Annotated in this window: 18 protein-coding genes; 8 read left to right on the top strand and 10 right to left on the bottom strand. The window is 59.7% G+C overall.

The annotated features are described in order from the left end of the window. Positions 1 to 7: 7 nt before the first annotated feature. The 6 genes from kdpA to IB244_RS03495 all read right to left on the bottom strand — a co-directional run bounded on the left by kdpA (position 8) and on the right by IB244_RS03495 (position 4927). Positions 8 to 1711 (bottom strand): potassium-transporting ATPase subunit KdpA, encoded by a 1704-nt coding sequence (gene kdpA, locus IB244_RS03470; RefSeq protein ID WP_018855976.1) that lies wholly within the window; start codon positions 1709 to 1711, stop codon positions 8 to 10. Between the two features lie 61 nt (positions 1712 to 1772). Continuing rightward, entirely contained in the window at positions 1773 to 1862 is a 90-nt protein-coding gene (locus IB244_RS03475) for a K(+)-transporting ATPase subunit F (protein ID WP_016556800.1), read from the bottom strand. Positions 1863 to 2296: 434 nt separating this feature from the next. Continuing rightward, on the bottom strand, positions 2297 to 2950 hold the full coding sequence (locus IB244_RS03480; RefSeq protein ID WP_113469673.1) for a CDP-alcohol phosphatidyltransferase family protein: 654 nt from the start codon (positions 2948 to 2950) through the stop codon (positions 2297 to 2299). Beyond that, positions 2947 to 3339, bottom strand: coding sequence for a hypothetical protein (locus IB244_RS03485; protein WP_026371623.1), 393 nt, complete (start codon positions 3337 to 3339; stop codon positions 2947 to 2949). Before IB244_RS03485 ends, IB244_RS03480 begins: the two co-directional genes overlap by 4 nt. After that, complete coding sequence (locus tag IB244_RS03490; protein ID WP_018855973.1) at positions 3336 to 4286, bottom strand: phosphatidate cytidylyltransferase; 951 nt, start codon at positions 4284 to 4286, stop codon at positions 3336 to 3338. The genes IB244_RS03485 and IB244_RS03490 overlap by 4 nt, the downstream gene beginning before the upstream one ends. After that, complete coding sequence (locus IB244_RS03495; RefSeq protein ID WP_026371622.1) at positions 4283 to 4927, bottom strand: lysophospholipid acyltransferase family protein; 645 nt, start codon at positions 4925 to 4927, stop codon at positions 4283 to 4285. The genes IB244_RS03490 and IB244_RS03495 overlap by 4 nt, the downstream gene beginning before the upstream one ends. A 241-nt stretch (positions 4928 to 5168) precedes the next feature. Here IB244_RS03495 and IB244_RS31980 point away from each other — a divergent pair, with 241 nt between their 5' ends. The 6 genes from IB244_RS31980 to IB244_RS03525 all read left to right on the top strand — a co-directional run bounded on the left by IB244_RS31980 (position 5169) and on the right by IB244_RS03525 (position 12352). Further along, entirely contained in the window at positions 5169 to 5450 is a 282-nt protein-coding gene (locus IB244_RS31980) for a DUF6074 family protein (protein ID WP_312867209.1), read from the top strand. Between the two features lie 444 nt (positions 5451 to 5894). After that, on the top strand, positions 5895 to 7058 hold the full coding sequence (locus IB244_RS03505; RefSeq protein ID WP_018855969.1) for an isovaleryl-CoA dehydrogenase: 1164 nt from the start codon (positions 5895 to 5897) through the stop codon (positions 7056 to 7058). Between the two features lie 36 nt (positions 7059 to 7094). Further along, positions 7095 to 8702 carry a carboxyl transferase domain-containing protein gene (locus tag IB244_RS03510; protein ID WP_113469674.1) on the top strand — a complete coding sequence of 536 codons (1608 nt, stop codon included), beginning with the start codon at positions 7095 to 7097 and terminating at the stop codon, positions 8700 to 8702. Positions 8703 to 8709: 7 nt separating this feature from the next. Beyond that, positions 8710 to 10695, top strand: coding sequence for an acetyl/propionyl/methylcrotonyl-CoA carboxylase subunit alpha (locus tag IB244_RS03515; protein ID WP_029792564.1), 1986 nt, complete (start codon positions 8710 to 8712; stop codon positions 10693 to 10695). Further along, complete coding sequence (locus tag IB244_RS03520; RefSeq protein WP_049809243.1) at positions 10695 to 11576, top strand: hydroxymethylglutaryl-CoA lyase; 882 nt, start codon at positions 10695 to 10697, stop codon at positions 11574 to 11576. Before IB244_RS03515 ends, IB244_RS03520 begins: the two co-directional genes overlap by 1 nt. Next, positions 11576 to 12352, top strand: a complete 777-nt coding sequence (locus IB244_RS03525; RefSeq protein WP_029792561.1) for a crotonase/enoyl-CoA hydratase family protein — start codon at positions 11576 to 11578, stop codon at positions 12350 to 12352. Before IB244_RS03520 ends, IB244_RS03525 begins: the two co-directional genes overlap by 1 nt. A 158-nt stretch (positions 12353 to 12510) precedes the next feature. Here the strand turns inward: IB244_RS03525 and IB244_RS03530 are convergent, their stop codons facing one another. The 3 genes from IB244_RS03530 to IB244_RS03540 all read right to left on the bottom strand — a co-directional run bounded on the left by IB244_RS03530 (position 12511) and on the right by IB244_RS03540 (position 17513). Beyond that, on the bottom strand, positions 12511 to 13413 hold the full coding sequence (locus IB244_RS03530; RefSeq protein ID WP_029792560.1) for an alpha/beta fold hydrolase: 903 nt from the start codon (positions 13411 to 13413) through the stop codon (positions 12511 to 12513). Between the two features lie 210 nt (positions 13414 to 13623). Continuing rightward, entirely contained in the window at positions 13624 to 15312 is a 1689-nt protein-coding gene (locus IB244_RS31985; RefSeq protein ID WP_246734319.1) for an alpha/beta hydrolase, read from the bottom strand. Positions 15313 to 15398: 86 nt separating this feature from the next. Continuing rightward, positions 15399 to 17513 (bottom strand): carboxy terminal-processing peptidase, encoded by a 2115-nt coding sequence (locus IB244_RS03540; RefSeq protein ID WP_018855962.1) that lies wholly within the window; start codon positions 17511 to 17513, stop codon positions 15399 to 15401. Between the two features lie 368 nt (positions 17514 to 17881). Here IB244_RS03540 and IB244_RS03545 point away from each other — a divergent pair, with 368 nt between their 5' ends. Then, positions 17882 to 18187 (top strand): hypothetical protein, encoded by a 306-nt coding sequence (locus tag IB244_RS03545; RefSeq protein WP_018855961.1) that lies wholly within the window; start codon positions 17882 to 17884, stop codon positions 18185 to 18187. A 111-nt stretch (positions 18188 to 18298) separates the two neighbouring features. Here IB244_RS03545 and IB244_RS03550 read toward each other — a convergent pair whose 3' ends face one another. Then, positions 18299 to 18703 (bottom strand): response regulator, encoded by a 405-nt coding sequence (locus tag IB244_RS03550; protein WP_113469676.1) that lies wholly within the window; start codon positions 18701 to 18703, stop codon positions 18299 to 18301. Positions 18704 to 19061: 358 nt separating this feature from the next. On the opposite strand from IB244_RS03550, the gene bcsN reads away from it, so the two are divergent. Continuing rightward, positions 19062 to 20069, top strand: coding sequence for a cellulose biosynthesis protein BcsN (gene bcsN / locus IB244_RS03555; protein ID WP_192303200.1), 1008 nt, complete (start codon positions 19062 to 19064; stop codon positions 20067 to 20069). Position 20070 lies beyond the last annotated feature (1 nt).

Raw genomic sequence — 20070 nt, forward strand, 5'->3', positions numbered from 1 at the left:
CTTCACCTCAAAAGGTCTGGCCGGCGATCGTGACCAGGTGCTCGACGACCGGGCCAAGCGCCAGGGCCGGGAAGAAGGTCAGTCCGCCGACAATCAGGATCGTGCCCGTCAGGAGGCCTACGAAGAGCAGGCCATCGGTCGGGAACGTGCCTGCCGAGGCGGGGACGGTCTTCTTGGCGACCAGGGAGCCTGCGATTGCGAGCGCCGGGACGATCACCAGAAAGCGTCCCATCAGCATGCCGAGGCCGAGCGTGATGTTGTACCAGGGTGTGTTACCGGTCAGGCCACCGAAAGCCGAGCCGTTGTTCGCCGCAGCGGACGTGTAGGCATAAAGGATCTCGGAGAAGCCATGTGGTCCTGCCGTGCCGATCGAGGCGACGGCGGAGGGCAGCACGCTGGCGATCGCAGTAAACACGAGCATCGCAAGCGGCAGGCAAAGAATGGCAAGCACGGCCATCTTCATCTCCTTGGCTTCGATCTTCTTGCCAAGGTACTCAGGCGTGCGGCCGACCATCAACCCTGCGACAAAGATTGCGATGATCACGAAAAGCATGATGCCGTAGAAGCCCGCGCCAACACCGCCGACGATGACTTCGCCAAGCTGCATGTTGATGAGAGGGATCAAGCCGCCGAGTGCCGTGAAGCTGCCATGCATTGCGTTAACCGCACCGCAGGAGGCAGCGGTTGTTATGACCGCAAAGAGTGAGGACAACGTGACGCCGAAGCGCACTTCCTTGCCTTCCATGTTGCCGCCCTGCAGGCCGAAGGCGTGCATGAGCGGATTGCCTGCGGCTTCCGCCCAGTAGGTGACGCCGACGCCGACAATGAAGAGTACGCCCATGGTGGCGAGGATTGCCCAGCCCTGGCGCTGGTTGCCCACCATGCGTCCAAAGACATTGGTGAAGGCAGCACCGATTGCGAAGATCGAGACCATCTGGAGGAGGTTGGAAATCGCGTCGGGGTTTTCGAAGGGGTGCGCGGAGTTGGCGTTGAAGAAGCCGCCGCCGTTGGTTCCGAGCATCTTGATGGCAAGCTGCGAGGCCACCGGTCCAAGAGCAATCGTCTGCTTGGCGCCTTCGAGCGTCGTCGCGTCGACATAAGGGCCGAGCGTCTGCGGCACGCCGAGGTAGACATAGACCAGCGTCAGCACGATGCAGATCGGCAGGAGAATGTAGAGCGTCGCACGGGTCATATCGACCCAGAAATTGCCGACCGCCTTACCGGATGCGCGCGAAAAGGCGCGGATCAGGCCGATGGCGATTGCCATGCCGGTCGCGCCAGATACGAAGTTCTGCACGGTGAGGCCAGCCATCTGCGTGAGATAGGACATCGTGCTTTCGCCGCCGTAGTTCTGCCAGTTGGTGTTGGCGACGAAGCTTGTGGCGGTGTTGAAAGAGAGTTCGGGGCCAACCGCAGCCATTCCGGCCGGGTTCAGGGGCAAGATGTCCTGCATACGCAGCAACGCGTAGAGGACGATGAAGCCGAGCAGGTTGAACATCAGCATGGCGAACGCGTATGAAGTCCAGTGCTGTTCGTCGCGTTCGCTGGTGCCTGCAAGCGCATAAAGTCCCCGTTCAATCGGAACGAGGACGGGTGAGAGAAACGTGCGTTCGCCATTGAAGACGCGTGTCATGTAACCGCCGAGCGGTTTGACGAGCACAATGATGATCCCGCAGTAAAGTAGGATCTGAAGCCATCCGTTGAGGGTCATGGGAGGAAACTTTCAATACCCGATTTGTTTCGCCGGTCGCGCCTTGGGAGGAGGCGCGATGCTAGAAGCGTTCGGGGCGAATGAGAGCGTAGGTGAGGTAAACCGTGAGGAACACGGTGACGGCACCACTGAGAATATAGTCGAGTGTCATGGCGCTTCTCCGGTTAAAGTCGGTCGCAGGCTTTGGTGTAAGCAAAGCAGAGGGCGAAAAATACGATTGCTGTGGCGAGTAGAACTATGTCCATCATCGATCGTGACTCCTGTTGTTCTTCTGGAGTCAGACAAGACAAAGGGCACCATCCTCAGGATGGCACCTTTTATGCTTTCTGGCTGGAGATGATCCTTGGATCTCTCGGACATTAATATGCGGTCGAACCGCATAAGCGTTCGAGATCGGCGGCGGGCCGCGGATATAAAAATCTTATAAATGCCGATGGAAGAAAAATGCCTCGCCGAAGCGAGGCTAGTCCAAGGCCGTTTCGGGGAAAAGAAGAAGCGGCGCGGTTGTTGTATTGCTGGTGCGCTCGACTGCAAAGCGCACTTTCGAGCTTTTCGGTACGCCTGACGAGGATTGAGTGAAGCGCGTCAATTGCCCTCGTGGCCACCTTTCAGATTCCGAACGACGTTTCTGCCCCGTCGCAGCGCCGTGAAGGCAGCACCGATCGTAATCAGCCAGAGGGCAGCGAGTAGAACCTGATTGTGCCCGCTCCAAAGCGGTTCGAGGATCGAGAGGATTGCCGCAGCCGTGATTGTCGCCATTCGGTGTTGTTTTGCCATCGGGCCGGAGAAGTCGCTCGGTGTCCCGGTTGCTCGACCGAGCTCGCGAACATAGGCCGTCAATACGGCAAACGATGCCGCCGCCCAGCCAAGGCCGGGCGATCCGATGCCATACCCAACACCGGCCAGGATCAGGATGTCGGCGACGCGGTCGGGGAATTCGTTCCAGAAGGGGCCGTCCGCTGCGCCCTTGCCGCCCTCAACGGCAACCATACCGTCGAAGAGATTGCACAACAGCCGCAATTGGCAGAACGCGGCCGCGAGAACGAAGAGGAGCGGTCTTGTCCACCCGTCGTCCCGTCCCGCAAGGAAGAACGCGCCGCCGGCCAATGCCGCGGCGATCATGCTTGCCTGAGAGATTTGGTTCGGCGTGACCGACCGTGTCGCCAGCCATTTCGCAATGCGCTTTGCCCATTGCGTGTCTCTGCTTGCCAGCGGCCGGCGATCGCCCGTTTCCGTCATGCCACGATCCTCTGTTGGTAGACAAAGTAATTGTAGACTGCCGCGTAGGTCGTCGAGACGGTTAGCGGCACCGCTATGGTTTTTAGGATTTCCGGGGTGCCGCTCAACGCATGGATCGAGATCAGCACGGCAGTCGATGCCAGACATGCGATCAGCGGCGGTGCCCAGAGACCGGCGCGCCCTTTGAACTGTTTTGCGAGCCGCTCGATAACCGTCTTGAGAAAGAAGGTGAGGCCGGCCGAGAGTGCGCCCTGCACAAGGCCGGCAAATAGGGCTCGCTGCAGCAGGTGGCTGCTGTTGGCGAAGACCGCCCAGCCGCCCATGGCGACAAATGCGAAAAGCACATGCATCGCACTGCTCTGGGCCAGCCGACGGACCGGCGTCATCATGTGATCGACCACCAGTAGCGGACAATGTGAAAGAAGATCGGCGCGGAAAAGACGACGGAATCGAGCCGATCAATCAGTCCGCCGTGGCCTTCGATCAGGTGACCCCAGTCCTTGACGCCGCGATCTCGCTTGATCGCCGACATGACGAGGCCGCCGAAAAAGCCCATCATGGTGATAACGAAAGCCATGACCCCGGCCTGGAGCGGCGTGAAAGGTGTGATCCACCATAGGGCGGCACCGATCAACGTCGCGCTCAAGACGCCCCCGACAAAGCCTTCCACGGTCTTTGAAGGCGACAGGCTTGGTGCGATTTTTGTTCGACCGAACAGCTTGCCCCAGACATATTGGAGCACGTCGCTGAGCTGCACGATGATCACCAGGAAAGCGATCAGCAGAACGTTGCGGCCTTCGTAGCCGGGGATCGTCAGCGTCAGCAGCGCCGGAACGTGGGAGGCGCAGAATACGCAAATCATCAGCGCCCATTGGACTTCGGCAATGCGTATCAGGAAACGCTCGGTATCGCCGCGCAGTACGGAGATGATCGGCATCAAGAGGAACGCGTAGACCGGAATGAAGATCGAGAAGATGCCGTATTGCCTCTCCCACAACAGCCAATACTGCAGCGGCAGGACGACGAAGAAGGCGGCTGCGAGCGCCCAGTGATCGGCGCGTTTGGTGTCGGTCAGCGTAATGAACTCGCGTAGTGCTGCGAAAGAGCAGAAGCCAAACAGCAGCAGCACGCCGATCCGACCGGCAAGAAAGGCAAGGCCGATCAGGATGGCCATGATCCACCACGCCTTGATGCGTGCGTTCAGGTTCTCGATCGCGGCATTCGACTGGCCGGCCGGCAGTCGCCGCTGCAGCAGGTAGCCGATGGTCGACGAAACAATCAGGAGCGTGAAGATGCCAAGGACGAGTGTCCACAGGTCGGCGTTCGCTGCGTTCATTCTTTACCGCCCAGGTGTTTTGGTGACAGATCAAGCAGCGCCGTCCGCGCCCTGTCGAGGAAGGTTTCCTTGGTCTCGCCGGCGTCGATCCGAATGGCGTTGCCGAAGGTCACGGTGCAGATGAAGGGGATCGGGACGATCTCGCCTTTTGGCATGACCCGATTGAGATTGTTGATCCAGACCGGCACAAGCTGAATGTCCGGCCGGGTCGAGGCGAGATGGAACAGTCCGCTCTTGAACGGCAGCAGCGGCGCATCCGTCTGGTTGCGCGTTCCTTCGGGAAAGAGGATCAGCGACGCTCCGGAATCGAGCACTTCGGCCATGACTTCAATCGGATCGCGTGTGCGCTTGTCGCGGTCCCGCTCGATAAGAACTGCGTCGAAGACGTTGCAGCCGATGAAGCGGTTGATCGATGACTTCAGCCAATATTCCGCGCCAGCGACGGGGCGTGTCTGCCGTCTCAAGCTCGGCGGAAGGACGGCCCAGACCAGGATGAAATCGCCATGGCTGGAGTGATTTGCGAAGTAAACACACTGGCCCTGGGGAATGCCGTCATTCGGCCAGATAGCGCGAACCGCGGTAATGGCGCGCGCGAACACCACGATTGCCGCCGCAACAGGCTTCGCAACTACACGTCTCACTGATTTCAGCCCCCTCGCTGCATCAATAAAGCAGCCTGCAGAAGCCTAGCGGCATTTCCGATGGTTCGGAAGTCCTGCTTGTGGCGGAGACCGTGTCGATGCCCGTTTTGACCGCCGCGATGAATTGAACGCCGCGTTTGTGGGGGGCGAAGAGGAAAGCGTTAACCATGGTCAGCTAGGAATGAGTCGGACGCAACGGAATGAGTCGATGTCAGTACAGTCAAACAAGAATCTGCAAGCAATGACGACAAGCGAGATCGTACTTTTCCCGGTCGCTTCACGCGCCGGAGACATTGAACGGTGCGCGACCGAACTGGACCGTCGCCACGGCGAGGATGCAGTACGCTTCTGGAAGACAGAATGCCGCCGGCTGGCTGATGAGCTGACGTCGCTTGGCTGCTCCGAAGCTAAGGTCCGCGAACAGGTCATGACGTTTCAGGCCGAGGTACAGGCCGAGCTGGTTCGCCGTCATCAAGTGCGGGCAATCGCCGAAAGCCGCAGTGGCCGCGCCATAAAGCGCTAGCGTCATAGGTGGCTCATATCGCCACTTGGGCCGTCGATTTTGTCGGACGGCCCTGAGCGGTTGAACGCGTCGTCCCGGCGGCGAATTCTTTCCATACTTTGCGCAGGATGAACCGTCTTGGTTCAGAAATTCCGCGCGCCCGGTGCTAGCATCCCTTTATTCTCACGCGGATCTCTAGAGATCCCGTGCGTCGCCTATCTCGGGAGGAAGGGCGGATGCCGGCGGAAGATCGATCGAATAGTCGCTGGGGCAATCTGGCGGTCAGAAACGTCTGGCCGACCGGAAATGCTTGCCATTTTCGCGTTCTTCAACGAGATTTATCAGGCCGACCGGCAGTGGAGGAGCTGCCGACAAGATACGCGCGTGAAGAACAATGACGGGAGAATGACGGCACACGCATACCGGACGCTGTTGTAGTCGCGCGCCGGACTTGGGAGGGAAGGCATGTATTCCGGTGGTTTGAGATTTGGTCTGGCGGACGAGATCGAGGCGCTCCGCGACAGCGTTCGACGTTTCGCGACGGAGCGCATTGCACCGCTCGCTGCCGAGACGGACAGCAGCAACAGTTTTCCAACGCCACTCTGGCGCGAGATGGGTGAGATGGGACTGCTCGGGATCACGGCCGAGGAGGCCTATGGCGGCGCCGGCTTGGGATACTTGGCCCATTGCGTCGCGATGGAGGAAATCAGCCGCACTTCCGCCTCCGTCGGCCTCAGCTACGGCGCCCATTCCAACCTTTGCGTCAATCAGATCAGCCGCAATGGAACGGACGAGCAGAAGTCGCGTTATTTGCCGAAGCTCATCTCCGGCGAACATGTTGGCGCACTCGCCATGTCCGAGCCGGGCGCCGGATCCGACGTCATTTCGATGAAGCTTCGGGCGAAGAAGCGAGGCGACAGCTACCTCCTCAACGGCAACAAGATGTGGATCACCAACGGCCCGGATGCCGATGTGCTGGTGGTTTACGCGAAGACAGACCCTGATGCGGGTCCGCGTGGCATCACGGCTTTCCTCGTCGAGAAAGGCTTCAAGGGCTTTTCAACGGGCCCGAAGCTCGACAAGCTTGGCATGCGCGGCTCCAACACCTGCGAATTGATCTTCGAGGACTGCGAGGTTCCCGCGGCAAATGTGCTGGGCACACTCGGCGGTGGTGCGCGCGTTCTGATGTCGGGGCTCGACTATGAACGTGTCGTCCTCTCCGCTGGACCGATCGGCATCATGGCCGCCTGCATGGATGTCGTCGTGCCCTATCTTCACGAAAGAAAGCAGTTCGGCCAGGCGATCGGCGAATTCCAGCTGATGCAGGGAAAACTCGCCGATATGTACGTGACCATGAACACGGCGCGCGCCTATGTCTACGCGGTTGCGGCGGCCTGCGATCGCGGCGAGACGACGCGCAAGGATGCTGCCGGCTGCATTCTTTATGCCGCCGAGAAGGCGACGCTGTTGGCGCTTGAGACAATCCAGGCGCTCGGGGGGAATGGCTACACGAACGATTATCCCGCCGGCCGGTTGCTGCGTGACGCCAAGCTCTACGAGATCGGTGCCGGAACCTCTGAGATCAGACGCATGCTGATTGGCCGCGAGCTCTTTTCCGAAACGGCCTGATCCGAACGTTTCATCCGACAACCATCCTGGTGACCAATGACGGTTTTGAAGTCGCAGATTTCGACGAATTCGGAGAGCTTCAGGACAAATCGCACGGCGATGGCCGAAGCTATCCGTGCCATCGAGGACGCAGCCTTGAGTGCGGCGAATGGGGGCGGACTTGCAGCGCGCGAGCGTCACGTTGCCCGCGGCAAGATGCTACCACGGGATCGGATCGCCGCCCTGCTCGATCCGGCTACGCCATTTCTCGAAATCGGATTGACCGCAGCCCACGGCATGTACGGCAATGAGGCGCCGGGTGCTGGGCTGATAACCGGCATCGGCCGCGTTTCAGGCCGCGATTGCATGATCGTCTGCAATGACGCGACCGTCAAAGGCGGCACCTACTTTCCGATGACGGTAAAGAAGCACCTGCGCGCGCAGGAAATCGCGGCCCAGAACAATCTGCCCTGCATTTACTTGGTGGATTCGGGCGGCGCGAACTTGCCGAATCAGGACGAGGTCTTTCCGGATCGCGATCATTTCGGCCGGATATTCTACAATCAGGCCAATATGTCGGCGGCAGGAATTCCACAGATCGCCGTCGTCATGGGCTCGTGTACGGCAGGTGGTGCCTACGTGCCTGCCATGTCCGACGAGGCAATCATCGTCGAGGGGCAGGGGACGATCTTTCTCGCCGGCCCGCCGCTGGTGAAGGCCGCAACCGGCGAAGTCGTTTCGGCCGAGGACCTTGGCGGTGGCGATGTGCACACAAGGCTCTCCGGTGTCGCAGACCATCTTGCGCGAGATGACGCGCATGCCCTGGCATTGGCGAGGCGCGCCGTCGCCAATCTCAATCGATCCAAGGGGGGTGGCGTCGAGCGCCAGGCGGTTGAGGCACCACTGTTCGATCCCTCGGAAATCGCAGGGATCGTCCCGGCCGACCTGCGCGTGCCCTACGACGTGCGCGAAGTTATCGCCCGTATCGTCGACGGCTCGCGTTTCGATGAATTCAAGGCGCGCTACGGGACGACGCTGGTCTGCGGCTTTGCACATGTCCATGGTATCCCGGTGGGCATTGTCGCCAACAACGGCGTGCTGTTCTCCGAGTCGGCCCTGAAGGGCGCCCATTTCGTGGAGCTCTGCTCGCAGCGCAGGATACCGCTCGTCTTCCTGCAGAACATCACCGGCTTCATGGTTGGCCGCAAATACGAAACCGAAGGCATCGCGAAGAATGGTGCGAAGCTCGTTACCGCAGTCGCAACGACCGGGGTGCCAAAGGTGACGATGCTGGTTGGCGGTTCCTTCGGTGCGGGCAACTATGGGATGGCCGGTCGTGCCTTCTCGCCGCGCTTTCTCTGGACATGGCCGAACAGCCGCATCTCGGTCATGGGCGGAGAGCAGGCGGCCGGCGTGCTTGCGACTGTGCGGGGCGAGGCGCTCTCCCGTGCCGGCACGCCATGGACACCGGAGGAGGAGACCAGTTTCAAGCAGCCGGTGCTCGATCTTTTCGAACGGCAAAGCCATCCGCTCTACGCGTCGGCGCGGCTATGGGACGATGGGGTGATCGACCCGGCCAAGAGCCGCGACGTGCTCGGTCTCTCGCTGTCTGCGGCGCTGAATGCACCGATTGAAGAGACGCGCTTCGGCCTGTTCCGGATGTGAGGTAGCGATGTTCCAGAAAATTCTCATCGCAAACCGTGGCGAGATTGCTTGCCGGGTGATCCGAACCGCCAGGCGCATGGGGATCGCCACGGTGGCGGTCTATTCGGATGCCGATGTTGGGGCGCTGCACGTCGAGATGGCCGACGAAGCGGTTCGGCTGGGGCCCGCGAGCGCGCAGGAGAGTTACCTCTCGATCGAGCGGATCCTTTCTGCGGCGCAGCGAACTGGCGCCGAAGCCATTCATCCTGGTTACGGGTTTCTCTCGGAGAATGCAGACTTCGCCGCAGCCGTAGAGGCCGCCGGCATTGTCTTCATTGGGCCGCAGCCGTCGTCCATTCGTGCCATGGGATTGAAGGATGCCGCAAAGGCGTTAATGGATCAGTCGGGCGTGCCGGTCGTTCCCGGCTACCATGGCGAGGAACAAGACGACGGGTTTCTCGCCGATCAGGCGACCCTGATCGGGTACCCCGTGCTGATCAAGGCACGCGCGGGTGGCGGCGGCAAGGGCATGCGCCGCGTCGACAGCGAGGAGGATTTTCCCGAAGCACTTGCTGCTGCGCGGCGAGAGGCGAAGGCCGCATTCGGCGACGATGCCGTTCTGATCGAGCGCTACCTCATTCGCCCGCGCCATATCGAGGTTCAGATCTTCGGCGATCGGCACGGCAATGTTGTGCATCTTTTCGAACGTGATTGTTCGCTCCAGCGCCGCCATCAGAAGGTGATCGAAGAAGCGCCGGCGCCGGGAATGACGCCGGAGATGCGTCGTGCCATGGGTGAAGCCGCGGTACGCGCGGCGCGTGCCATTTCCTATCGTGGTGCCGGAACCGTCGAGTTCATCGCGGATGTCTCGAACGGCCTCTGGCCGGATCGTTTCTATTTCATGGAGATGAATACCCGTCTTCAGGTCGAGCATGCCGTTACCGAAGCGATTGCCGGGGTCGATCTCGTCGAGTGGCAATTGCGTGTGGCGTTCGGCGAGCCGCTGCCGAAGAAGCAGTCGGAGCTTGAGATCTATGGCTGGGCCTTCGAGGCCCGGATCTACGCGGAGGATGCGGCCAAAGGCTTCCTGCCCGCGACGGGGACGATCAGGCATCTGGATTTTCCGGAGGTTACGGCGCGGATCGATGCCGGGATCCGTCCGGGCGATACCGTCTCGGCTCACTACGATCCCCTGATCGCCAAGATGGTCGTACACGGGCCCAGCCGGAGTGTCGCCCTGTTGCGACTGACCAGGGCCTTGCAGAGCTCGCATGTCGTCGGTGTCACCACCAATCTCGACTTCCTCGCCAGATTGAGCGAGCAGGACGAATTTGTCGCTGGCCATCCGGATACCGGGCTGATCGATCGCAATCTTCAATCTCTGACCGCGCTTGAGCCGCCTGCGGACACGGTGATCGCGCTTGCCGGCGTGTTGTCACTGGGTACGCTTGCGCGATCATCGGATGGCGATCCCTGGCTCACGCTGGGACATTGGCAGCTTTGGAGCGAGATGCAGCGCATCGTCGTTCTGAACTATGAAGGAGGGCATTCAACGCTACGGATTGCGGCTAAGGGTTTCGATTTCTTCGCCGTGCATGATGGACGGCGGGTCATTCCCGTGAAGATCGTCAGCCGGCAGGACGATGGTTGCCGGGTGGAGGTCGATGCCCGGCAGGTGCAGGTCAAGGCCAGTATGGCGGCGCATCACCTGGTCGTCAGCGTCGACCACCGAACGCATGTGTTCCATCTCGGTAACCCGCTCGATTTCAGTGCCACGGATGTTGCTGATGGCAACAGACTGATCGCGCCGATGCCGGGCTTTGTGAAGATCGTGCGGACGAGTTCGGGGGCGGAGGTCGCCAAGGGTGATGCGCTTGTCGTCATGGAAGCCATGAAGATGGAGCTGACGCTTGTCGCAGCCCGCGATGGGACGGTGGAAGCCGTCGAGGTGAGCGAAGGGCAGCAAGTCGACGAAGGAGCCGTACTTCTGACGCTGCGGGTAGAGGAGACGTGATGCAGCCCGGAGAATCGTCATTGCTGCCCCGGGACGTCTCGATCGTCGAGATGGCACCCCGCGATGGCCTCCAGAACGAGAAGAACCTGATCCCGACGGCGACGAAGATCGCCCTCATCGACATGATCTCGGAATGTGGTTTCGAGCGGATCGAGGCGACGAGCTTTGTCAGCCCGAAGTGGGTGCCGCAACTTGCTGACGCCGCCGAAGTGATGGCCGGCATCAAGCGCAGGCCGGGGGTCCGCTATGCCGTTTTGACCCCGAATATGAAGGGGTTTGAGGCTGCAATGGCCGCGGGCGCGGACGAAGTCGCGATCTTTGCGTCCGCCTCGGAGAGCTTCTCGCAACAGAATATCAACTGTTCCATCGCCGAGAGTATCGAACGCTTCAAGCCGGTTGCCGAAGCAAGCCGTGCACGTGGCGTTCCAATGCGTGGTTATGTCAGCTGCGTGGTCGAATGTCCCTATGAGGGGCCCATTTCGCCGGATGCGACGGCGCGCGTCGTCGAGAGCCTGCATGCATTGGGCTGCTACGAGATCAGTCTCGGCGACACGATCGGCAAGGGACGACCGGAAGAGGTCGATCAGATGCTGGTAACGGTCCTCTCCTGTGCGCCGGCGACGATGCTTGCGGGTCATTTCCACGACACCGACGGCTGGGCCTTGGACAATATCGGGGTTTCCTTGAAGCACGGGCTGCGGGTTTTCGACGCGTCGGTCGGCGGATTGGGCGGTTGCCCCTATGCTCCGGGCGCAAAGGGCAATGTCGATACTTTGGCTGTCGCTGAGTTCCTTACCCGCAAGGGCTATCGGACCGGGCTCGCGCCCGAGAAGCTGGAAGAGGCCGCCGATTTTGCCCAGAGCCTAAGGAGCGAGGCATAATGCCGAAAACGCTGATGATTTCGATCGACGAACGCGGCGTTGCGCGGCTTACGCTCACCCGTGAGGACAAGCACAATGCCATGTCCGCCGAAATGATCGACGAGTTGACGGAGGCCGCAAGCGCGCTCGGGTCGGATGGACGGGTGCGAGTCGTCGTGCTTGCTGGAGCGGGCAAGAGCTTCTGTGCCGGCGGTGACCTGGAGTGGATGAGAGCCCAGTTCAAGGCGAGCAGGGCGGAGAGAATCGCCGAAGCGCGGCGGCTGGCGATGATGTTCAAGGCCCTGAACGAGCTTCCGAAGCCGCTCATTGGCTGCGTCCACGGGAGCGCCTTTGGCGGCGGTATCGGGCTGATCAGCGTCTGCGATACAGTGATTGCCTCGGAGGCGGCGCGCTTCGGCCTGACGGAAGTTCGGCTTGGGTTGATACCGGCAACGATCAGCCCTTACGTCGTAGCGCGGATCGGCAGCCCTGCGGCACGATCCCTCTTCGTCTCCGGTCGAACCTTCGATGCTGCCCATGCCAAATCCATCGGTCTCGTCGCCTCTGTTGTTCCCGCTGCGAACCTCGACCGTGCTGTCGACCTCGAGATCGCGGAATTCATCGCGGCCTCACCGGAGGCAGCGACACGCGCCAAGGCCCTTGCGCTGTCTCTTGCGCCGCCCATCACGGAAGAGATCATCGAGAGCGTGATTTCCAAGCTTGCAGACAGCTGGGAGACCACAGAGGCGCAGGCGGGCATAACCGCCTTCTTCGAAAAGCGGCGGTCGAATCGATAACGGGAAGCTTCGAGACCGGTCAGTGGCGGCACGGTGAAGGCGGCGTGTGAGGTCGGATGGCCGCGAGGGCGCGCCAGTTATCCGACATTCGAAGCCAGCTGTGTGTGTACTGGTGCCGTATCCTTCGCCGCTGGAGGAACTGAAACTCGTCCGCGCGGTCAAGTGCGATTGAAAACGGGACTTGTTCCAGCCAATGTGCTCCCTTCCAGCCTCGAAGAGATACCTTCCCGGGACACCTTTGCGTCATCTGCAAAACGACATAGCTCATCGTTGAACCTGGTAGGGTTCTCCAAAAAAGGTGCGTGCCCCGTTGCCGCATACCACGATGCCGTGGCTTCAGGACATAACGCTAGAAGGTGCCGCCCCATCGCCGGCAGGATCACCGTGTCCTCTTGGCCGTGCGTGACAAGGATGGGCACCGCAAGAGCGGTCAGTACATCGTCAGAATCGATCTCGCGGGTGAGCAGCGCAGCCCGGATTTTCGCTGGCACGGCCATGTTCCAGCAGATCGCCGTTTCGAATACCTCGGAAGGCAGTTGCGAATAAGTACACCCGCGCACGAAATTGCGGATTGCTTCGATGTTGCCAGGCAGGTCCTCGCTCGTGGCACCAATGACATGATCAAGGAAGCCCGGGCCAATCAAGGTGCCGAATGCTGCCTTATTGAGCGTGGTCGCCGCGCCTACAAAGTTGATGCCCGCAACCTTCGCCGTTCCATGGGCTCGGAGGTAGTCGCAAATAATGAAGCCGGCGTAGGACCAGCCCACAAAAACGGGACTGCGGAGGTTGAGTTGATCTACGACAGCGGCGATATCGTCGGCCCAAAGCTGCGGCTCAGTATAATACTCCGTTTCGAGCGGGGCCTCCGACATGCCGTGACCGCGCAGGTCCAGGGCTACGAGGCGAAAGTCCTCGGCAAGCATGCTCTCATACTGGTTCTTCCAGCAGAGATGGTTCTGTGACCACCCGTGGATGAAGAGGATCGAAGGAGCGTCTTCTTTTCCCCACTCGCGAACATGCAGTCGCAATCCTGCGCCGCCGGTTACAGTGTGAACCTTCATCGTCGTGCCTCCTCGTCAGCGTCGAGAACTGTAGGAAGCACTTTATTCTGCCGGCGTGAGAAGGAGTGTGGGAGGAATCGTTGAAAATGCCGGGCGGATCGTTGAAAAGGCGCCCCTCGGGTGCGATCGCGCTTGAACGAGAGGCGGGAGCCAAACTCGGTTGATAGCGTCTCCAAGACCGTCGGGCGCGCCAAGGCACCAGTCACAAGGCTACGCTGTTTCGGCGACGAAGCGCGTTACTTCACGAACAAACCGCTCAAAGGCGGGTTCGTTGGCGAGGAGAATGTGGTTGGCGCTATCGAGATCGACAAATCGAGCCCCGGGGATGCCGGTCGCAAACTCCCTTCCGCACTGAAAGGGAACGACCATGTCTTTTCTTGCGTGCAAGACCAGCGTCGGAATCGTCACCTGCGACAGGACATCCGAAACGTCGATCTCTCCGAACGCCTCGTGCAGGCGACCTGCGTTGCTGGGCGACACAGAAATGTGCTGCAATTCGTCAAACCAATCCATCTGCACCTCGTCCGCCCCTGGAATGAACATTGCAGTGAACAGATGTCGAAAAACCGGATTGTTCTGACCCCATCCTTCCCTGATCAAAGCGGTCATTGCCTCATGCGTTGCCACCTCATGGCTGTCGCTTCGCTTTCGCCAGCCTTTTACAAATCCTCCGTACAGGATGAGCCCCGAAATCCGTTCGGGGTGTCGGACAGCGTAGGCAACGGAGACGGCACAGCTTTGCGATACACCCAGCAGCGTGAACCGATCGAGGCCCGCCGCGTCGACCACGCTCTCCAGGTCCGCAATCATCGCCGCAAACGAGATATCCTCGGCAATCCAGTCCGAGAGTCCGGTGCCGCGCTCGTCGTAGCGTATCAGCTTCGTCTTCTCCGACAGGGCGTCGATCCAATGCGTCCACACCGGACTTTCCCAATCATACTGGAGATGCGACATCCAATGTGCGGCTCTTACGATCGGTGATCCCCGCCCACACACCGCGTAAGCGATTGTTACCCGATCCGCGGTTTTGCAGAAGCGAATTTCCTGCGATCTTTTGCTGGGCGTCACTGCTGGCCACGGGACATCCGTTTCAAAGTTCCGCGAGATGAAAGCTGATCCAGGCTGTGAAGGTGGAAGTGACCGGAGTGGGACATCGCGAGACCCGTTGCTCACGCCGGAGACTGAAGGCTCCGGCCACTGTTCGGGGCGATCGACGGCGGCAATCTCGTTGGTAAGGCGATCGAGCACCAGGGAATAGACGTTTACTCGCTCAGGTCGGTCTTGCAGGCGTCGAACAAGGGCGCGCAGAATCTCCATGTGCACCCGAAGCGTAATATCCCGGTGACATAGCCGCCACGCTTCAAAGTTTGGGCAGTGCGGGAGGCATAGGCCATCGAGAAATTCACCACGAAATGTCGCGGCAAGCGACTCCAATCTCTCCGTGTCCAAGCGGTCGAGGTCCGCGGGCCTCAGAGAAGCCATACCCTTGAAGTCCACCTCGACCGTCTGGGGGCTGAGGAGAACGGAATTGTGGTCCGCATGCAGACGCACATGACCTTCCGTATTCACGATTGGCCTCAGCTTGTGAAGGCTCCACCTTAGGGAAGCCCGAGGGTCGTCCGGAACTTCCCAGAACATCTTGCAAAGATGCTCGCGACGTTGGGCTCTTCCGACGACAGCCAAATAGGCAAGAAGGGCACGGGTTTTCTTTGACTGCGGCAGAGGCAAAAGCTGTCCCTGCTGCGTGACGTTAAGTTCGCCCAATACCTTGATGGTTAGCTGGCCGACCATGATACACCAACCCAACGGAGTGCTCAGCCGACAGCTTAGAGCAATGCAGCTCAAGATAAAATCGGCTTCGCCTACCGTTCGGCGAGCTACGAGCGCGGGCCGCCGCAAGTGTATCCGATGGGGCCGCAGGCAGTCACGAGAACTCGCTTGCCGAACTCGGTTCGGTTTATCGCCTGCCACGCCATCGGATAGAGCTATTTTCCGTCGGTGCTTCCCGATAGTTTTGCGGCAGTCTTTGCCTTCCCTTGTAAGTCCGCCTCATCGGCAAGAATGGCGGCGGTCTCGTTCAGCAAGACGTCTTTTGCGTTCTTGCGGGCATTTTCCATAGCAATATCAGCGCTCAGGCTGCGCTCGTTTGACTGCAGTCCATCATCTGAACCAGAATCTTCGCTATCGCTTGCTTGCGCTTGAGACTTGAGCCGCTCCTCGCGAGCAGCCGCTTCCTTGCGACGTTCGGCTTCATTCAAGGAGATAACCCCTTTCTCGCGCTGCGCCTTCAGGTCAGCAATGTCTTTCAACAGTCGTTGGAAGTCCGGGTCGCTCTCGACCCGTGCATCATGGCGGCTTTGCAACGTCGGCAGCGATGCCGCTACAACCTTTGCCGGCGTATAGTTCGCAGGCTTGATTTGCGCCCAGGGCAGGGCGTTATCATAACTGGTCTCGCCGAAGCTTGTCGGATCCGAGAACCCCGGCAAGCTGATATCAGGCGTCACGCCCCGCAGCTGCGTCGTACCGCCGTTAATCCGGAAAAACTGGGCAATCGTCACTTTCAGCTCGCCGAATTCCGGTTTGCTGTTGCGAACCATGTCATCAAGATCGACGACGGTTTGAACGGTACCTTTACCGAAGCTTGGTTCGCCGACGATCACGCCTCGACCGTAATCCTGGATCGCCGCGGCAAAGATCTCCGACGCCGATGCTGATCCGCGATTGATCAGGACGCCCACGGGGCCTGTCCAGACTGGCGCCTTAAAATCAGCGCGTCTCACCGCGACCTTGCCGTCGCTGCCGCGTTGTTGAACGACCGGACCCTTGCCGATGAACAGACCGGTCAAATCGACCGCTTCGTCTAGAGAGCCGCCGCCATTGTTGCGCAGGTCAATAAGAACGCTGTCGACCTTTTCTTGCTCCAGTTCGCCGAGAAGCTTTGCGACGTCGCGGGTTGCGCTTTTATAGTCCTTGTCGCCTTTGCGCTTGGCTTCAAAATCCTCATAGAATGCCGGTAGGGTGATCACCCCGACTTTACGCGTGGCGTCGCCCACTTTCACGGGCAGCACGGTCTTGCTGGCAGCCTGCTTCTCGAGGCTGATTTTGTCGCGCACCAGGCTGATGGTGCGATGGGTGGCATCTGCTCCGGCATCCGCCGGCAGGACGTCCAAGCGCACGACGGAGCCTTTCTTGCCTCGTATCAATTGCACGACTTCATCGAGGCGTGTACCCATCACGTCCTTTATCGCCCCGTCCTTGCCTTGACCGACACCGGTGATGCGGTCTCCGACCGAGAGCTTACCGGATAGCTGCGCCGGCCCCCCAGGCACGAGTTCACGGATTGTCGTGTAGTCGTCGCGTTCCTGTAGCACCGCACCGATGCCAACCAGTGAAAGCTTCATCGCGATATCGAAGTCGGCGGAAGCGGTCGCGCCGAAATAGTCCGTGTGCGGGTCGACCGAGGTCGTATAGGCGTCCATGAACGACTGGAAAACGTCGTCGCTCTTGTACTTGTAAGCGCGCTCGAGCGTGTTTGCGTACCGTTTGTCGAGCGTCTCGCGAATAGCCGCGTCGGCTTTACCGCCTAGTTTCAACCGCAACCAGTCGCTTTTGACGCGCTTGCGCCAAAGCTCGTTGCTGTCGGCTTCCGACTGCGGCCAAGGTTCCTTATCGCGCAGGACGGAAAAATCTTCCTTCGCACCGAAATCGAAGTCCTGCTTAATCAAGGTGCGCGCGTAGTTCATGCGGTCGACAACGCGTTTCTCATACACGTTGAAGATCGCAAACGGGATCTTCAAGTCCTCCCGTTTGATGGAATCGTCGATCTCGTTCCGTTCAGACATGAACTTGTCGATATCCGTTTGCAGAAAGAGCATGTGGTCCGGATCGAGGGACTTGATGTACCGATCCAGGACCTTGGCCGACAAGGCGTCGTCAAGAGGAATGGGTTTATAGCTGAACCGCGTGAGGAATTGCGCACTTAGCTGAGCGGCTTGTGCCTGTTGCTTTTGCGGCTGCAAAACAGGCGGAGACGCGACGTCAGCATATGCAGGCTGTACGATTGCAAGAACTGCACCAAGGAAAACATAGGTTATGCGCATTCAGCGTTGATCCAATTCTTAAGGCCGAGAGTCAATGTGCGATCTAGGTCAAGCAAATTATGGTTTTTTGACAATCGAATCGATCAAATCGCCAATTTCCTGCGGCGGAAAGTCCGTTCGACGGACAGTAAGTGCACCCGTCGCCGGGGTATTGCTGGGAGGAGCCGGAGATTCTGGCAAGCTTTTTTTGTGAGAAAGGTGAAACCATGCTGGTGCACCTCCGCCCCTCCGCAACCGTTCATCTTCGTCACAGTGGAGATCGTAAACCAGCAGATCCGATAGAGGACGGATTCCACAAAGAATGAGTTGACCGTTTTCGATGGCGGGACGACACTTGCAACCTGCAGCAAGGCGGGAGAGAGAGAACGATGGACGAGCAAGACCGCTGGCGTCACATGGCAAGCGCGCCGAAAGACGGCAGTCGGATCCTCGTCACGATCCGCCAGTCCGAACAGGGGCCGGCAGAAGTCGACCTCGCCTATTGGTCGAATGGCGATCAGTTCGGTGCGGAAGGCTGGCGTGCCTCTGATTCCTCGCCAGGCCGAATCATTGAATATGCCGAGCCCGAAATGAAGTGCTGGATGCCGATGCCCTCGGCCAATCTCAATCGTGCGTCGATGCCCTCACCCTGGGAAGGCGACGACGCACAGGAGCTCGACGGGTCAGGGATTTGAGAGCTCGCGCCAGGATCGCTAACGCTTCTGTTGTGGCGCTGGCATCAATTGTATGGGGGCAGCCAGACTCCGCGTCCGCATGACCTTCAGGATGGTCACGACATCCTCGCGCTATCTGGTAGCGTTTGGCCGCTTCGGCAAAAAACGCGACGCGTGGGAACCGACCCGTCGCCCGATTTCGTTGGCGATAGCCTTTAGATCGTGCGGCTTGGGAAAGAAGCTCGCGTCCCAATCCAGGTCAGTAAGATCGATTTCACGACCAGACGTCACCAAGACGTGGATGAACGGCTTTGTCGCCTTGATGAGCCTCGCGAGATCCAGGCCGTTGAGTGCCCCAGGCATCTCCACGTCGGTCACGATCGCATCAACGTCATCGTTCACTCCAAGTGCCGCGATCGCCTCAAGCACGTTCCCGCATTCGATGACGCTGTAACCTTCCTCAAGCAGTTGGTCTGCCAGCACGAAGCGAATGAGGGGTTCATCTTCCACGATAAGGATCTTTGCCACTACTCGCATACTCCGTTTCGGATGCCGGTCTAACGCGCCAGGAGAGCAAATCGGTCCTCAAGGAAGAATGCGATTTGGTTACATGTTTAATAAAATGCAAATCAGTTTCGCGAGGTGATTTCGCAGTCTATCCAGGACGATCGACACACCGTGTTCAACGCCAGACGGAGAACACCGCGAGGATCGGAATCCGTCGACGACGTTGCCGGACAGCTGCACCGAGTGCCATTCCCTTCCCAGATCAACACTCGCTGTCGCACATTAACTAGGGGTTAACCATAATCGTCGTTTACCATAGGTAGCGGCCTCAAGGGTCGTTGATTCGGAAGTCCAATGCGTAATCTCGCATGGACGTGAGGAAAGACGATTGCGGCGACCCGAAACGTCCAGTGTACTGAAGGCGTCATGCTTGGCACTGCTTGCCGGGCTTGTGGTCGGATGTCAGTCGTCAGGAAATGTCAGGCGCCCAAACGTCTCCGAGACGGTGCCTGCCGAAAGGGCGCTGGCCTTGCCCCCGCCTGGTGGTCCCTCGATCGTCAGTGTCGTCGAGCGCAAGCGTGGCAATGGCACAGAGCAGACGATTTCGCTCTACACGTCGTCTTCCGTGTCCGGTCAGAATTTTCTCGGGGTGCAGTTTTTTGGGGCATCAGGAGCCAATCCTGGCATCGGAAACGCCTCCTTTAGGATGGTCAGCGAGGACGGGATAATCCGCGAAGCCTTTGCGGCCGTTCCCGGCGTGCAGATGACGCGCTCGGCGACTTATCTGCAAAACAGCTATGGACCGTTCGGCTATGCCTCGGGCCTGAGCGGTTCGGGCGATACCTGTATTTATGGCTGGCAGCAGATCCGCTCAAGCAGATCCGCGCAGACGCAAGCGCGCAACTTCGGAATGATCCAGGTGCGGTTGCGCCTCTGTGATGCCCGGGCAACCGAAAGACAGTTGCTCGGAATCATGTACGGCTACACGATCGTTGGGATGCTGGATGGAGAAATCTGGAATCCGTTCGGGCATCCGCAGGGCACTGATCCGACGCTCGGGCGCCCCGGCAATCCGATCTATCCAGACGAGGGCGGCTATAGAAACACGCCGATGGCTTTTGGCTATGAACCAGCCCGTCCGGAAATCCAATCTCGTGTCGTTCGCGTACGCAGCGTTCAGCCGAGAGTCGAGGAGGCGCCCGTGCAATTGCCGCCGCCGACCGGCCCTCGCGTTCCGTTGCCTGATGGCTCGAGCAGTCTGCCGCAGCCAGACATGTCAGCCGCGCCTTCGGCCGAACAGATGCAACCGAGAACCGCGGTGGCGAGCGGCCTGACGGTGCCGTCACCGGAGTGCATAGGGGATTCGGCCATGACGGCCGCGTGCCAGAAGAAGTAGA

Source organism: Rhizobium sp. RHZ02 (genome assembly GCF_014851575.1).
Lineage (GTDB): Bacteria > Pseudomonadota > Alphaproteobacteria > Rhizobiales > Rhizobiaceae > Rhizobium > Rhizobium altiplani.